Annotated in this window: 14 protein-coding genes and 1 pseudogene; 7 read left to right on the top strand and 8 right to left on the bottom strand. The window is 61.9% G+C overall.

What is annotated here, in order from left to right; all coding sequences use genetic code 11:
• The 5 genes from NKJ72_RS16820 to NKJ72_RS16800 form a co-directional block, all read right to left on the bottom strand.
• Window positions 1-1,065: an ABC transporter permease gene (locus tag NKJ72_RS16820; RefSeq protein ID WP_352478340.1), complete on the bottom strand. Its 1,065-nt coding sequence runs from the start codon at window positions 1,063-1,065 to the stop codon at window positions 1-3.
• Window positions 1,062-2,606 carry a sugar ABC transporter ATP-binding protein gene (locus NKJ72_RS16815; protein WP_352478339.1) on the bottom strand — a complete coding sequence of 515 codons (1,545 nt, stop codon included), beginning with the start codon at window positions 2,604-2,606 and terminating at the stop codon, window positions 1,062-1,064. The genes NKJ72_RS16820 and NKJ72_RS16815 overlap by 4 nt, the downstream gene beginning before the upstream one ends.
• Window positions 2,603-3,253 (bottom strand): DUF2291 family protein, encoded by a 651-nt coding sequence (locus NKJ72_RS16810; protein ID WP_352478337.1) that lies wholly within the window; start codon window positions 3,251-3,253, stop codon window positions 2,603-2,605. Before NKJ72_RS16810 ends, NKJ72_RS16815 begins: the two co-directional genes overlap by 4 nt.
• A gap of 109 nt (window positions 3,254-3,362) precedes the next feature.
• Window positions 3,363-4,304 carry a D-ribose ABC transporter substrate-binding protein gene (locus NKJ72_RS16805; RefSeq protein WP_352478333.1) on the bottom strand — a complete coding sequence of 314 codons (942 nt, stop codon included), beginning with the start codon at window positions 4,302-4,304 and terminating at the stop codon, window positions 3,363-3,365.
• A 265-nt stretch (window positions 4,305-4,569) separates the two neighbouring features.
• Complete coding sequence (locus NKJ72_RS16800) at window positions 4,570-5,397, bottom strand: phosphogluconate dehydrogenase C-terminal domain-containing protein (RefSeq protein WP_352478331.1); 828 nt, start codon at window positions 5,395-5,397, stop codon at window positions 4,570-4,572.
• Between the two features lie 332 nt (window positions 5,398-5,729).
• On the opposite strand from NKJ72_RS16800, the gene NKJ72_RS16795 reads away from it, so the two are divergent.
• The 3 genes from NKJ72_RS16795 to NKJ72_RS16785 all read left to right on the top strand — a co-directional run bounded on the left by NKJ72_RS16795 (window position 5,730) and on the right by NKJ72_RS16785 (window position 8,250).
• Window positions 5,730-6,404 carry a DUF2161 domain-containing phosphodiesterase gene (locus NKJ72_RS16795; protein ID WP_352478434.1) on the top strand — a complete coding sequence of 225 codons (675 nt, stop codon included), beginning with the start codon at window positions 5,730-5,732 and terminating at the stop codon, window positions 6,402-6,404.
• Between the two features lie 163 nt (window positions 6,405-6,567).
• Complete coding sequence (locus tag NKJ72_RS16790; RefSeq protein ID WP_352478329.1) at window positions 6,568-6,993, top strand: hypothetical protein; 426 nt, start codon at window positions 6,568-6,570, stop codon at window positions 6,991-6,993.
• Window positions 6,994-7,059: 66 nt separating this feature from the next.
• A complete protein-coding gene (locus NKJ72_RS16785) occupies window positions 7,060-8,250 on the top strand; it encodes an NADH-quinone oxidoreductase subunit D (protein WP_352478327.1) in 1,191 nt (396 codons plus the stop codon).
• A 263-nt stretch (window positions 8,251-8,513) separates the two neighbouring features.
• On the opposite strand, the gene NKJ72_RS16780 is transcribed toward NKJ72_RS16785, so the two are convergent.
• The gene (locus tag NKJ72_RS16780; RefSeq protein WP_254817079.1) at window positions 8,514-8,945 is read right to left on the bottom strand and encodes a hypothetical protein; all 432 of its coding nucleotides are present in this window, start codon (window positions 8,943-8,945) and stop codon (window positions 8,514-8,516) included.
• A gap of 349 nt (window positions 8,946-9,294) precedes the next feature.
• On the opposite strand from NKJ72_RS16780, the gene NKJ72_RS16775 reads away from it, so the two are divergent.
• The 3 genes and pseudogenes from NKJ72_RS16775 (at window position 9,295) to NKJ72_RS16765 (ending at window position 12,263) form a co-directional block, all read left to right on the top strand.
• Window positions 9,295-10,398 (top strand): HlyD family secretion protein, encoded by a 1,104-nt coding sequence (locus tag NKJ72_RS16775; protein ID WP_352478325.1) that lies wholly within the window; start codon window positions 9,295-9,297, stop codon window positions 10,396-10,398.
• A pseudogene (locus tag NKJ72_RS16770) lies at window positions 10,395-12,005 on the top strand (DHA2 family efflux MFS transporter permease subunit). The gene NKJ72_RS16775 and the pseudogene NKJ72_RS16770 overlap by 4 nt, the downstream one beginning before the upstream one ends.
• Window positions 12,006-12,098: 93 nt before the next feature.
• Window positions 12,099-12,263: a hypothetical protein gene (locus NKJ72_RS16765; protein WP_352478323.1), complete on the top strand. Its 165-nt coding sequence runs from the start codon at window positions 12,099-12,101 to the stop codon at window positions 12,261-12,263.
• A 64-nt stretch (window positions 12,264-12,327) separates the two neighbouring features.
• Here NKJ72_RS16765 and NKJ72_RS16760 read toward each other — a convergent pair whose 3' ends face one another.
• Complete coding sequence (locus tag NKJ72_RS16760) at window positions 12,328-13,080, bottom strand: metallophosphoesterase family protein (protein ID WP_352478321.1); 753 nt, start codon at window positions 13,078-13,080, stop codon at window positions 12,328-12,330.
• On the bottom strand, window positions 13,073-13,885 hold the full coding sequence (locus NKJ72_RS16755; RefSeq protein WP_254817010.1) for a nucleotidyltransferase family protein: 813 nt from the start codon (window positions 13,883-13,885) through the stop codon (window positions 13,073-13,075). Before NKJ72_RS16755 ends, NKJ72_RS16760 begins: the two co-directional genes overlap by 8 nt.
• A 716-nt stretch (window positions 13,886-14,601) precedes the next feature.
• On the opposite strand from NKJ72_RS16755, the gene NKJ72_RS16750 reads away from it, so the two are divergent.
• Window positions 14,602-15,465: a hypothetical protein gene (locus tag NKJ72_RS16750; protein ID WP_352478319.1), complete on the top strand. Its 864-nt coding sequence runs from the start codon at window positions 14,602-14,604 to the stop codon at window positions 15,463-15,465.
• Window positions 15,466-15,518 lie beyond the last annotated feature (53 nt).

Here is a 15,518-nt window from a genome sequence, read left to right as displayed (position 1 = left end):
TCAGCCGGCCTTTGCCATCTGCATCAGCGTGACGCGGCTCTGCAGCCGGCGCTGTGCCTGGTCGACGACAACGGCTACGATGATGACGAGGCCCTTGATTACCATTTGCCAGAACGAGCTCACCCCCATCATCACCAGCCCGTCCGAAAGGATGCCGATTACGAAGGCGCCGACAATGGTGCCGCCGATGGTGCCGCGTCCGCCCGACATCGAGGTGCCGCCGAGCACTGCCGCGGCAATGGCGTTGAGTTCGAAGCTCTCTCCGGTCGCCGGATGCGAGGCCATCAGTTCGGACGAGATGGTCAGCCCGACGATCGCCGCGCAGAACCCGGAAAACATGTAGACGAACATCTTCACCATGTTGACGCGGACGCCCGAAATGCGCGCCGCCCGCTCATTGCCGCCAACCGCGAAGATATGGCGGCCGAGCGGAGTGTATCTGGCGAGATAGGCCGCCCCCAGTGCCACGACGACCAAGATCCATATCGAAACCGGCAAGCCGAGCAGCCGGCCGGCGCCGAGGAAGCCGAACCCGGCGGTGCCGAGCTCCGGCTTGCCGACGAGATTGGGGAAGGTGCGCCCGTCGGACGACAGCAGTGCCAGGCCGCGTGCGACATAGAGCACGCCGAGCGTGGCTATGAACGGCGCAACGTTAAGCCTGGTGATCAGCAAGCCGTTGACGGCGCCGATCAATATGCCGACGGCAAGCGTGATCAGCGCGACCTCGAAGACGTTGAAATAGATGGTGTAGCCGACCTGAAGGTCGACGCCGTTCAGCACGAGATAGCCGGCCACCATGCCGCACAGGCCGACGATCGAGCCGACCGACAGGTCGATGCCGCCGGTGATGATGACGAAGGTCATGCCCATTGCGAGGAATGCGTTCAACGCCACGTGCTTCGACATCAGGATAAGATTGGCGGCCGATAGGAAATTGGGCGCAGCTATCGAGAAGAATAACAGCACGGCGATCAGCGCGATGAACGTCCTCGCCTTCATCAGCGTCAGCAGGACCGAGCCGCTCGAAATGGAGTTGACCACCGCCTTGGCTGGAATGTCAGTCATGCGCCTTGCTCTCCGTGCGGGACCGGGCCGTGGCCGAGGGCCGAGGCAGCGACGAGCGCGGCCTCAGTCGCCTCCGCGCGATCGAAGATACCGGTCAATTTTCCATTGCTCATCACTGCGATACGGTCGGACAACGCCATCACTTCGTCGAGATCGGAGGTGGCAAACAGGATCCCCAGACCGTCGCGCGACAGCTTGCGCATGGTGCGGAAAACGTCGGCCTTGGCGCCGACGTCGATGCCGCGGCTCGGCTCGTCCATCAGCAGCACCTTCGGTCCGGTGAGCAGCGCCTTGCCGATCACCACCTTCTGCTGGTTGCCGCCCGACAGCGACGAGACTTCCTGCGTCGGATCAGCGACCTTGATGGCCAGTTCGCGCACCGTCTGGGTCACCGCCTGTCGTTCGGCGGCATCACGAATGTGGAACAGGCGCACGAACCGTGACAGGCTGGCCAGAGTCAGATTGCTGGCGACGGAGAGGATCGACACCAGCCCTTCGCGTTGGCGGTCTTCGGGGATCAGCGCCAGCCCGCGCCGGATTCGCCGCGTCGTGTCGCGCTCGTGCACCTTTTTGCCGGCAATGAATATCGCGCCGGTCGAATGGCCGTGGCGGCCCATGATGCAATCGAACAGCTCACTGCGTCCGGCGCCCATCAGGCCGTAGATTCCGAGGATCTCGCCGGCGCGCAGCGACAGCGAGACGTGGTCGACCGCAAGCCCGCCGGTGAGGCGCGGTAGGCAAATGTCTTCGGCGCGGAATATCTCTTCGCCCGGCACATGGCCGTCGGCCTTGGCGAAGTCCTTGGCGTCCGAGCCGATCATCTGCCGCACGATCCACTGGGTGTCGATGTCTTTCATCTCCGCCTGGCCGGTGATGCGCCCGTCGCGCAGCACCGTGATGGTGTCGCCGATGCGGATCAATTCCTCGAGCCGATGCGAGATGTAGACGATTGCCACGCCGCCCGCCTTGAGGTCGGCAATCACCTTGAACAGGATCTCGACTTCCGCCGCGCTGAGCGCCGAGGTCGGCTCGTCCATGATCAGGATGCGCGCATCGAGCGAAACCGCCTTGGCGATCTCGACCAGCTGCTGCTGGCCGATGCGCAGATCCTCGACCAGCATGTCCGGCCGTATGCCAGCCTCCAGGCGTTCAAGAAATTCCGCCGCGCGGCGCTCCTGCTCTTTGCGGTCGATCTTGCGGAAGCGGTTGGTGATCTCGCGGGTGGCAAAAATATTTTCGGCGACGGTCAGATTGCCGAACAGGTTCAGCTCCTGGAATACCATGCCGATGCCGCGGGTTACCGCGTCTCCGGACGACGAGAAGGAGACCTCCTCGCCGTCCAGCAGAATGCGCCCGAGGGTCGGCTGCTCGACGCCGGCAATGATCTTCATCAGCGTCGATTTGCCGGCCCCGTTTTCGCCGACCAGCACGTTGACCGCACCCTTGCGCACCTCGAAATTCGCACGTTTGACCGCGACGGTGCCGGAATAGACTTTCGAGACATCCTCCAGCTTCAGGATGACGTCTTGATCGCCGGTCATGGCTTCGGCCCGATCTCTGCCTCCGCCGGCGTCACCAGCGGCAGGTCCTGGCCACTGCCTGGCGTATAGGCGCCGAGGATCTTGACGCTTCGGCCCTCGAGTGCCTCGCGCGGCAGCTTGGAAAGCACGGTCTTGTCGGCGTAGGCGTTGAAGGCCTTGCCGAACTGGGCGAAGTCGATCTGATTGGTGAAATCGTTGAATTGAATGAAGTCAAGGCTGTCGCGCAGCGCTGTACCGCGCATGGCGGGTCCGATCTGCACTCGCGCATCCGCCTTGCCGTCGCCGTCGGCATCGACGTCCATTGTCGCCGCGCGTGACTGTGTATTGGCTGCAACGACCTTGCCCCCGAGCCGGACGGCGAAGGTCCACGGCGAATTCGCCTGCTTTTTCGGATTGCCGTATTTGGCGCCGGCAGCGGCGGGATCGGTCTTCGCCAAAGCATGAACCTCGGGAAACGGGCCGGCCTTCTGCTGCAGATAGGGTATCGCTTTCGCCGCCCAGATGTCCTCGACCATCTTGTCGGGATTGAAGGCCGAGCCAGTGCCGCCGTTTTCCGCTGACGGCGTCGGCAGGATCTTGCAGGCGGTCAGGCTGACTATAGCTGCAAGGAACGACACGAGGATCGGCCGGGTCAGCGTGTTGAACATGTCGGCTCGTTCGGCATGGCGGTCAGGAGCACCCAGAAATGGAAGCAAGGGCGAAATGGAAGCAAGGGACGAACCGGAGCTCGTCCCTTGCTCTTGATGTTACGCCGGCTCAGTTGGTGAGCGCGAATGTCTCCAGCTTGGCGGCATTGTCGCCATTGACCAGGACGCAATCCATCAATTGCTTTTCCTCGCCCGGAGACTTCTTGTTCTTGATGAAGTCGTTGGCCTGCTCGACCGCCATCTGCGCCTGCGCGAAGGCCGGCTGCAGGACCGTCGCCTTGATGCCGCCGGAGGTTATCGAGTCGCGCACGTCGTTCGACCCGTCGAAGCCGACGACGATCACGTCCTTGCGGCCGGCAGCGGCAAGTGCCGCATAGGCGCCCATCGCCATCGTGTCGTTGCCCGAGATCACGCCCTTGATGTCCGGATTGGCCTGGAGGATCGATTCCATCTTGGAGTAGGCCTCGGTCTGGCTCCAGTTGGCCGACTGCTGCGCCACCATCTTCAGGTCCGGATAGTCGTCGATGACGTCGTGGTAACCCTTGGAGCGGATGCCGGCATTGGTGTCGGATTCCTTGCCGACGAGCTCGACGAAATTACCCTTCTCGCCCATCAGCTTGACGAATTCCTGCGCGCCGAGCTGGGCGCCCTGATAATTGTTGGAGACGATCTGCGCGACGGCAACGCCGGTGGCATTGATCTCGCGATCGATCAGGAAGGAAGGAACGCCTGCGTCCTTGGCCTTCTGCACCGCAGCGACTGTGGCGTCGGCGCCGGCATTGTCGAGGATGATCGCTTTGGCGCCGCGGCCGATCGCCGTATCGATCAATTCGGACTGCTTGTTGGCGTCATCGTCATGGACGAGCACCAACGCCTCGTAGCCGAGTTCCTTGGCCTTGGCCTCCGCGCCGACAGCTTCCGCCTTGAAGAACGGATTGTCATGCGAGGGCGTGATGATGGCGATCAAATCCGCCGCATAGGCGGGTGCGGCGGTGCCAAGCGCCAGCATGCCGGCGAAAGCCGCAAGCGTCATTCTGCGTGTCAGTTTCATGTATTCCTCCCGTTGAAAATCCGCGCCTTGTCCCAAGGCTATATGCATTCGATTTCGCTAGCCGGCCGTAGGCGGCGGGTCGCGTCAGATTCACAAGCCTTTGCCGGCTTCACTTCGACGGATCGCTTCCCACTATCCTCCACTCATCCAGCCCCTGAGCCTGCTGCGAAGCTTGACGGTTCGATCCATCGAACAGCTAAGGCAACTGGTATAATGAGTCAATGACAATTTCAGGTGACATGTTCCGAAAGACGCGTCGCTGCCCTCAAGTGATGCGCTGGATGCTTGCGGCAATCTCCTCCGGCTCGAACACCCGTTTCCAGTCGTCGCGCATCAGAACCGGCTTGCCGAACTCTATCGCCTTGTTGCATGCGTCGGAGAACACGCCTTTGGTCTCGCCGAAGATGACGGCGCCAAGCACGTTCATATGACCAAGCAGGAAGTCGAGCGCCGCCTGCTTGTCGACCCCGCGCGCCACCACCTCGTCGACCGCCTCTTTCATGACGACGAGCAGCGAAGCGCATACCGTTTCCGAAAGGCCGGGCTCGAGCAGGGCCATCTGATCGACAGTGACGCGATGGGAGCGCATGACCGGCGCCCAGATGATCTTTGCGATCGCCTCACCCTTGGCGAAATCCTCCTCCGGTCCCTGCATCAAGGCGCTGACCATATGCTGCTTGGCCTTGACGCCGCCGAAATAGTCCTTCTTGGCCGCCATGTCGGTCTCGTCGTTGAAGATCGGCGGATGGCAGGGGTGGGTGACGAAATAGGTCAGATCCGGCCGCTTCGGCAAATGCCCGGCGAAAGGTGCCGCGGCGTCGAGCACGACGACCATCGTGCCTGACGCAAGCTTGCTCTCGATACTCGCCGCAACCTTGCCTATGTGCGTGTCGGGCACAGCTAGGATCACCACATCGGCGCCATAAAGCGCCTCATCGGCGCTGACGGCATCGATGCCGAGGCCCGACTTCAGCCGCTCGCGGCCGGCGTCGCTGACCTCGACATGGCGTATCGTATACGAAGATCCGCGAAAATTGGTCGCCAGACGGTAACCCATTTTGCCGCCTGCACCAAACAGCGCAATCGTTGTCATATGTCCGTTACTCCTGAATTCCAACGACGGCCCTACCGATCGTCATCTCATTGACTTGTATGCACATTGCCGCTGGCTGGCGGATAAAACGCGGGGACGCCGTCGCTCAAATGACGATGCCTGGACGATGTCTCGGGCGCCCGGATGTCCAGCCCAGCCACGCGGAGCATGCTACCTCAGGTACACATTATACCAGCATACCAAATTCGCAAGCGGCCGCGGCACTACTCTGACCTATTGTTTGCCCGTCGTTTACCTCCTGTTCAACGGCAAAGAGCGATCATCGCGCTGACCCGCCGATCGGCGGGATGATTCGCAGCCAACAAAGGCCCATGCTCGAAACCTCCCTCTACAGCCCGGTCAAGGCCTTCCTCGAAGGGCTGGGATTTATGGTCAAGGGCGAGATCGGCGGCTGCGACCTGCTGGCGCTGAGTGCCGACTCTCCACCGATCGTCGTCATCTGCGAGCTGAAGCTGAAGTTCAATCTCGAGCTGATCCTCCAGGGCGTCGACCGTATGGCGGCGAGCGACGAGGTCTGGCTCGCGGCATGCATGTCGGCCCGTGGCAAGGGCCGCGAGAGCGATGTGAGATACCGCAATCTCTGCCGTCGGCTCGGCTTTGGCCTGCTTGGCGTGCGACCGAACGGCGAGGTTCAGGTACTGCTCAGCCCGACGGCATTGGCTCCGCGTCGGGACCCCCGGCGCCGCTCGAAACTAATCGACGAACATCGGCGTCGGCAGGGCGATCCTGTCGCCGGCGGCGGCTCACGTGCGCCGATCATGACCGCTTATCGCCAGCAGGCACTGGCATGCGCCGCCGCACTCGCCGACGGCCCAAAACGGCCGCGTGACTTGAAGCCCAACCTGCCGAACGCACCCAAGATTCTGCTGCACAACGTGTATCGCTGGTTCGCGCGCACCGATCGCGGGATCTACGAACTGACCGCTCAGGGCCGTGAAGCCTTGCAGCGCTGGCCGCAGCCCGATCGCAGCCACGCCGCTGCCTGAGACAGGCAACGCCGGATTTCGCGCCCTGCTCTCCGCGACAATCACGGCTTTCGGCCAGACAGCACTCAGTACAGACAGCACCTCAGTCACGGAACCATATTTCGACACGATGGTTTTGTCGTCACCGAATTGATCGTCCGCTGAGCAAACGGAAGGAACGGCCATGCGCCTATCGACGACAATTGCCACACTTTCGGCACTGGCCCTTGCCTCGCCGGTCTATGCGCAATCCGTGGAACCCGAGCTTGCCCCTGTGCCGCCGACGGCGCCGCAAACCTTGCCAGAGCAAGCCACGCCCCAAGGGACCACTCCCGACCAGGCTACACCGGACGATGCCTTCTCCGCCCAGAATTTCACCGCAGTGACAATCGTAGCGATGGAGGATCTGCCTCCTGACATCAAGGCACAGGCGGAGGCCGTCGTCACGCAGACCAGCGCCGAGGATTTGCGCATCCTGCAAAGTTCGATCGACGCATCGCCGCAGGCGGCATCGGCACTGGCGGCGAACGGGCTTAATTCCACGCAGGTCGTGGCGGCCAATATCGACGGCGACGGCACGCTGACGCTGATCATCCAGACGACGACGTGAGCGGCTGAAAGCGCACAAGCCGGCTCCGGCACGGAACCAAAGCCCGCCTGATCGCGGAGGACTGTCATGGTCGAGGCTGCAGTTCGCAACTTCACCATCAATTTCGGGCCACAACATCCCTCCGCTCACGGCGTCCTGCGGCTGGTGCTCGAACTCGACGGCGAGATCGTGGAACGCGCCGATCCCCATATCGGCCTGCTGCATCGCGGCACCGAAAAACTCATCGAGTACAAGAACTACCTGCAGGCCTTGCCCTATTTCGACCGGCTCGACTACGTCGCGCCGATGAACCAGGAGCATGCATTCTGTCTCGCCGCCGAGAAGCTCCTCGAAATATCGGTTCCGAAACGCGGACAGCTCATTCGCGTGCTTTTCTGCGAAATAGGCCGGCTGTTATCGCACCTCCTCAACGTCACCACGCAAGCCATGGACATCGGCGCGCTGACGCCGCCGCTCTGGGGTTTCGCCGAGCGCGAGAAGCTGATGGTCTTTTATGAGCGCGCGTCCGGCGCCCGCATGCACGCGAATTATTTCAGGGTCGGCGGCGTGCATCAGGATCTGCCGCCGGAACTCCTCGACGACATCTGGAAGTTCTGCGATCCGTTCCTCAAGGTCTGCGACAATCTCGACGAGCTGTTGACCGAGAACCGCATCTTCAAACAGCGCAATGTCGATGTCGGCGTGATCGGCCTCGATGATGCCTGGGCCTGGGGCTTTTCCGGCGTGATGGTGCGCGGATCGGGGGCATCCTGGGATCTGCGCAAGGCGCAGCCATACGAATGCTATTCGGAGATGGATTTCGATATTCCGGTCGGCAAGCATGGCGACTGCTACGACCGCTATCTTGTACGCATGGAGGAAATGCGCCAGTCGGTCCGGATCATGCGGCAATGCCTGGAAAAGTTGCGCTCACCCGAAGACCAGGGACCGGTCGCGATCCCGAACCACAAGATCACGCCGCCGCCGCGTGCCACGATGAAGCGCTCGATGGAAGCGACGATCCACCATTTCAAACTCTACACCGAAGGCATTCGCGTGCCGAGCGGTGAAGTCTATGCCGCCGTCGAGGCGCCGAAGGGCGAGTTCGGCGTCTACCTCGTGTCGGACGGAGGCAATATTCCTTACCGATGCAAGATCCGCGCACCTTCCTTCGCCCACCTGCAGGCGATGGATTTCCTGTCCCGAGGCCATATGATCGCCGATGTCGCCGCGATCATCGGCTCGCTCGACATCGTGTTCGGAGAAATCGATCGTTAGCCACGTCAAAGGGTCGCGGGTCCATCGTAGCCAGATCGCACCTGCCTCGACTGCGCTCGAACGCCGGTCGGACGACGGCTCTCACTTGCGGCGGGCCAACTCAAATTCTCGCATCAAAACGGACGCATGGCCGCGACAAGGCGCAGCCAAGCGTCGAGGACTTTCACAATCTGCGCGGCCCGACGTGGCACGTGCCCTTCCAAGTTCGGAAGCGCTCTCCACGGCGCGGAAAGAACGCGTGTTCCGCCGTTCCTCGTACCGCGTCAATGCGCGATCAATCCCTTCAACCAGGCAACAAATCTGTTGCCGCGGACTATCCCGCGCACCCTGGCAGCGGCCCATCGCGCTTGCATCGTAGCACCGACATGGCAATGGCAAACGATTTGGTGCAACTGCCGATCGCTCAGTTCGAAGAAGCGCTTTGCCTCACCATAGGTATCGTCCTTCAGCCCCATGGCACGCAGAACCGGATCCTCGAAGGCGACGGTGAGCGGCGTTCCAGCACCACGCGATCTGTCGCGCGCTTCCCTGTTCATATATTCGGTGCCTGGAAGCGCCCCAAGGCATCGCGTCGGGTTTTGTTCGAGAAGTTCCGCCCAACGTTCAATCCGCTGGTTTCGAGTCATCGCCGGATACGCCGCGAAGGACTCAACTTCCGCGACGGCTTGCAGTTGGTCGAGTGTTTGATGTTTCATGGTCGGCTCCTGTCGACAGGTGAATTTGCCCACGCCTTCATGAGCAATTATCGCGCCGTGGAGCGCTGACAAGGCCGGACCGCCGCAACATGAAGCATATGAATCACCTGCCCGGTGAAACGGCGCTCTAGTTCCAACGCGTCGGCACCGCTCGATGCGTTCGATGTCGACCCGTTAACCCGACCACCCCATTCCGGACAGGAACTTTTGCGGAAGCTTGCCGTTTGGCTTTGCGTCCGCTTCGGCGGCTGCAATATCAGTCTTGAAAGCAATTCCGTTGGACACGAAGCCTCAAAGCGTCGAGCAAGACGTCGAGCCCGTAAATGAAACTCGGGAGCAACCGGCCCGGGTGCGAGAATCTCGTGGGCGATCGGCAGAGCCCCGGCAGGAACAGCCCGACGGGAATGCCTCGCAACGAAAGGCCGGTCTGCTCGGCTTTCCCAGGCGCCATCCCTATGCGGCCGCAGCGATAGCACTTGCGCTGTTGCTCGTCGCGGCAGGCATCGCGATCTGGTGGCTGAACGCTCGCCAGTACGAATCGACCGACGACGCCTTCATAGACGCGCGCACGGTGACGATCGGCGCGCAAATAGCCGGCCGCGTGACCGAGCTGGCGGTTACCGACAATCAGCATGTACAGGCCGGCGATGTCCTCCTGCGTATCGATGACAGCGACTATCAGGCAAACCTGAAGCAGGCCGATGCCGGCGTCGCTGCGGCCGAGGCCGCAATCGTCAATGTCACCGCCCAGATCGAGGCTCAAAACGCAAAGGTGAACGCTGCCCAGAGGCAGGTTGCCCAGGCCAAGGCGGCGCTGGATTTCGCCAAGGCCGAGGATCAACGCAACCGCGAACTCCTGGCCAGGGGCACGGCAACGCAGCAGCAGGCGCAGCAGGCGGCATCGACGTTGCGTCAGGACCAGGCCGCGCTGGACAGCGCCGAGGCCAATGTCGCCTCGGCAAAAAGCCAGGTTTCGGTCTTGCAGGCACAGGCCAGGAGCGCCGAGGCGCAGCTCGAGCAGGCCAAGGCCAGCCAGGAGCAAGCTCGCACGACGCTGTCGCGCACGACTATCACAGCACCCGCAGCCGGGCGCGCAACGAGCATTTCCGCCGCGAACGGCACCTACGCCCAACCCGGCCAGGTATTGATGATGTTCGTTCCCGACGAGGTCTGGGTGAAGGCCAACTTCAAGGAGACGCAGCTCGATCTGATGCGGCAGGGACAGCCGGTCGACATCGACATCGACGCCTACCCGGACAAGTCCTTCCATGGCCGCGTCGACAGCATCCAGGCCGGCAGCGGCACCGCCTTCAGCCTCCTGCCGGCTGAAAATGCCACCGGCAATTACGTCAAGGTGGTGCAGCGCGTGCCGGTCAAGATCGTCTTCGACAAGCCGCCGGATGTGCTTCTCGGTCCAGGTCTGTCGGTGGTGCCGACGGTCAAGGTGCGATGAACGGCGAAACCGCCAGAAATCAGGGCGAAAGCCGATCCGCCGCCGGGACGCACAATCCCTGGCTTATCGCCGTCGTCGTCTCCATCGCCACTTTCATGCTGGTGCTGGACACCTCGATCGCCAATGTCGCCCTGCGCAATATCGCCGGCAGCCTGGCGGCCGGAATGGACGAAAGCACCTGGGTGATTACCACCTATCTCGTTGCCAACTCGGTGATCATCCCGGTCAGCGGCTGGCTGGCAAACGTCATCGGCCGCAAGCGCTACTACATGCTCTGCGTTGCGACCTTCACCGTCGCGTCGCTGCTGTGCGGACTGGCGCCCAACCTGGAACTGCTCATCCTGTTCAGGGTCCTTCAGGGACTCGGCGGCGGCGGCATGGCGCCAAGCGAGTAATCGATCCTTGCCGATACCTTCCCGCCAGAAAAGCGCTCGCAGGCCTTCGCGCTTTACGGCATTGCGGTCATCGTCGCGCCGACGGTCGGGCCGACGATCGGCGGCTGGCTGACGGACCATTTCTCCTGGCACTGGATCTTCTTCATCAACGTGCCGTTCGGCATCCTGTCGCTGGCGCTGGTGCAGTGGCTCTTGATCGAACCGGACGTACTCGAACGCGAACGCAAGGAACGGCTGAAAGGCGGCCTGAAGATCGATGGGGTCGGTTTCGTCCTGGTGGCGATAGCCTTGGGGTGCCTGGAGATCTTTCTCGACCGGGGCCAGCGCTACGATTGGTTCGCCTCGAATTTCATCACCACTTTCGCAGTGATTTCCGCGATCGCGTTCCTGCTGCTTATCCCATGGGAAATCAGTCGCAGCGATCCGGTCGTCGACATGCGCCTATTGTTCACGCGCCAGTTCGGCACGGCGTTCCTGGTCATGATGGCAGTCGGTGCTATCCTGTTCAGCACCACCCAGATCGTGCCGCAGCTGCAGCAGACGACATTTGCCTACACCGCAACGCTCTCGGGCCTTTCGATGATGCCGGGCGGCATCGCCATGCTGATCTTGATGCCGGTGTCCGGATTTGTAGGCAGCATCGTGCAGCCCAAATATCTGATCATGATGGGCATGTCGGTGGTCGCAGTGGCCCTTTGGCACATGACCTCGCTTACTCCGGACGCCAGCTTCCGCTTCTTTGCCTTTGCCCGTGTTTTCCTGATGGTCGGGCTGCCGTTCCTGTTCATTCCCATTTCAACCGCGGCCTATGTCGGCCTGCCCCCGCAGAAGACCAACCAGGCGTCGGCGCTGATCAACGTTGCACGCAATATCGGCGGCAGCATCGGCGTCTCGCTGTCCAACACCGTCATTTCGCAAAGCTCCCAGATCCATCAATCGAATCTGGTCGGCCACACCGTGCAATCGTCGCCCGCCTATCAGCAGGCGCTTCGGCAGGCGACTGAGCATTTCGTCGCCCAGGGTTCGCCGATGGTCGAGGCGAAGCAGCAGGCGATCGGCTGGCTTGGTCAGTTGATCGCCCGCCAGGCCACGCTGCTCGCCTATGTCGATGTCTTCCGCTACTGCGCGGTGGCAACCGCCCTGCTGGTTCCGCTGGCGCTGCTGCTGCGGTCAAGCAAGTCGGGTGGCAGCCAGAATCCCGAAATGGGCTGACCGGCAAGTGCGACGGTGTGGTTTTCCAAAAACGGGCAAGCCGGGAACCAGCCGACCCGTTGCGTTGTTCTGCGCCAAGAGGAGATGATTACGATGGCCACTATCCCCACACCCGAGCCGACACCGACGCCGGTGCCACCGCCTCCTATTCCCGATCCCAAGCCCGTGCGTGAGCCGGACCCCGACAGGCTCCCCGACGAGGACCCCGTTCCCAACCCGGATGAAAACGACATTCCACCGAAGCGGACGGCTTTTTAGCCGGCAATTGCCGTGATCGTTCTGCAGTGTGTACTGCGATTGCCTGCGCCAGTGGCGCCGCCTGTCAGATTTCGAGCATGGCGTAGGGGCGGCCGGTCGGCTTGGCGACATGCATGGCAACGTTATAGACCGACGCCCCGCCCGGCGTGCGGCCCTCGTAAGCGCCGCGATGCGCATGACCATGCACAACCGCGCTGACCTGGAACCGGTCTATCGTCTCGGCCAGACGTGACGAACCGAGAAACGGGAAGATCTCCAGCGGCTCGCCTTCGACCGTCTCGACGACAGGCGCGTAGTGCAGGACGACAAGCGTGCGTTTGGCGCGGACCTGCCGCATAGCGTTTTCAAGCCGCATCGCTTCGTTCACGCTTTCCGCCACCATCGACTTGATGGCCGGTTCGCCGAAGGAGCCGAGCATGCGCGATCCAAAACCGCCAACGAAACCCTTGACCCCCACGAACCCGACCTCATGAATCTCCGTCGCCTCGCCGTCGAGGAGGTGAACGCCCGCCTGGCGCAGAATATCGGTAACCTGCTCGACGGCGCCTGACTCATAGTCGTGGTTGCCAAGTACGGCGACGACCGGGATCGTGCAGGCACGCAGTTCCTCGGCAAGGATTTCGGCCTCCCTAGGCTTGCCGAGATTGGTAAGGTCGCCCGTCAGCACGAGAACCTGGGCTTCACGCGACATCTCGCCGAAAAGGTCGCGGTACGAGGCCTGGTCCTCCTTGCCGACATGCAGATCGCCGATTGCGGCGACCTTGAGAGTGCCGCCATTTTCCGCCTTTGCCGAAGCAGATTCGAGCCCGTCAGCCATCGCTATATTCTCCTTCACCGCCGACGTCGGCAAAGCCCCATTGCTTGACGTCGATCTCATAGTCGGTTCGTGAAAGCATGCGCCCGCGGCAGATCCGCATCCGGGAAGGCGGCAATTCGCGCTGCTTGGCCAGCCGGTCAAGCAGTTCGTCGAGCAGCCACGCGGGCACCCGGTCGCGCTCCGTCGGATAGATCCATCGGAAGTTCAAGAGATGCATCAGCAGAACTTCCCAATGGACTTCCATGTAGGAAAGCAGCCTTTGCCAGTCGATCTGGTCGTGCGCCTTGAGGATGGTATGCGCGACGTCGGCCCCATCGTGGCGGCCGCGATCCTGGATGAAGCATTTGGACCAGATAAGCTCGGTTGGGCCGATGATCCGCACCTGGCTGCCCAGCAATTCGGCCTGGCGAGCATGCTCCAGCCACTGGTCGTCGACAGGCATTGTGCCGTTCATCGAGGTGAAGATGACGTCGAAAAAATGCGTGCCCTTGAACACTTTGCCCAGCCACCGGTCGTCCTCGACCACGACGGCGTAGCCGATCTGCTTGAAATGGGCGAGGATGCGCGCGCAGTCGCCGGCCTTGCAGAAAATGTCCAGATCCTTGGTCGGGCGGGTGATCCCGGTATAGGCGCTTACGGCATAGGTGCCGGCGACGAGAAAGGGGATGCCGGTCGCGACAAGCTCGCGGATCGCTTCGATATAAAAGACCTCCGCTTCGGCATTGCGAGGCGTCGGGGCGGCTTTTGGATCGACCGACGGAACTGATGCCGGGATGGCGCTTTTCGGTGGGGGATCGATGATCATAAGCAATGGCTCCTGGCCCGGCAGACCAGCAGCCGCCTGTATCTAATAGCCAAGCATGCCCGATGGTTCCCGCCTGCTGCATCAGGCCGACAAGCCGCCGTGGCCGGCCTTCGAAGCGGCTATGGGCGTCGGTTGCGGCGGCGGCCATAGAAAGAAAAAATATGTGAGCGGCTATTTTTGGAGACAAAATCGCAGCGCGATCGGCCTCAAACGCGTCGAGATCGGCTCAAACGCGTCGAGGCGGAGTGGACCCCGCCATCATTCTCGGGTCCAGCAAGGATTGGCTTCAACATGGTTCCGGAGCTGTCGGAGGCGCTGGGCACCCGGCTTAACAGCCACTTGAGCGCCCGTAGCCAAACCGACTCTGTTTTTCGGAACGCTGCAGGCGGCGTGGCGAAAAGCCCATTCTCCATTTTGTAATTCCTCACTGTCTCAGTCCAATCGGCGTTCTTCAACGAGCAAAACCGGTGTTGGTTCCGCCTCGCCGTCGGGGAATCCCGGCTGGCCAGGCGAAGCCACCATTATGGGTTCAAGCAGGCTAGTCTCGCGCGGCAAGATCAGCGCCTCGCGAGATCGCATCCTCGGCGACCAACTCGCGTAATTGCTAACCGGCGAGATTCAGCTCGTATCCTGGTGAGCCGGCTCTGGACACGGTCCGCGAAGGCTGAAATTGTGACCGGTATTTCCAGTTGCAAATTTGGTTGGGCTCGGCGGGGATGGCGCTGGTTTCTGAAGACATTGCCAGCCATCCGGCATTGCGTCGGCACGTCCAGGCTCAGTCGCGGACGCTGCTCCAGACCTATGAAGCAACCCCGCGGCTGGCTTCGGTGTTCGCCACGCAACAACGCTGGCTGATGGCCCACATCGGCCTTGCCTTGTATTTCGATCGAGAGCCGGACGACCATCGCAAGGGACTTACGTCCGCACGGTTCATGGACGGCATCCGCCGGCATTCGGTGGCCAGCCGCAACACCGCCGATGCCTTCCTGAAGGAGATGCTGCATTACGGTTTCATCCGGCATCTGCCGATTAAACACGGGCGCATCCGCCCCTTTGAGCCGGTCGCCGGCACTCTGGAGACGGTTGCCGGCTGGGTCATGGCTCATCTGAAAACGCTGGACAGCCTGGACGGTGGATCTCGACTGGCAGCATTCGTCGCACAACCGGACGTGCTCGCCAAACTGCAGCCGCTGGTGGCTGACGGCCTGCTTTCGTCGCATGCCGTGCGCGAGCCGAGACAGACCTTTTCCTTGTTCACCTGGCTCGACAATGGCGGCATTGTCATGGATTGGCTGATGTCCGGCATCGATCCCGATCATGCCGACCTGGACCGAATTCCGACTGGTGTCGTCTCAATCGGGGATTTCGCGAACTGGCTCAAGCTTTCCCGGACCCACCTGTCACGCAAATTGCGCGCTGCCGAGGAACTTGGCAGTATTGGCTGGCTGGGCCAGCGCGGTCATTCGGTCATGTGGGTGTCGAGCGAGTTCTATCAGGAATACATGACCGCCCAGGCGGTCAAGCTCGCCATCATCGATTCAGCCTTCGACAATTGCGTTGGATCTGCCGAAGCCAGCTGAACCGCGAGCCGAACGCCGTCGTGGCGGCCTTGGCGCCGCCGCGACGGACGTCT

The sequence above is a fragment of the Mesorhizobium sp. M0045 genome, from assembly GCF_040323385.1.
Taxonomy (GTDB): domain Bacteria; phylum Pseudomonadota; class Alphaproteobacteria; order Rhizobiales; family Rhizobiaceae; genus Mesorhizobium.
Note: the sequence above shows the minus strand (reverse complement) of the source record. Positions and strands in the feature narration are given on the sequence as shown.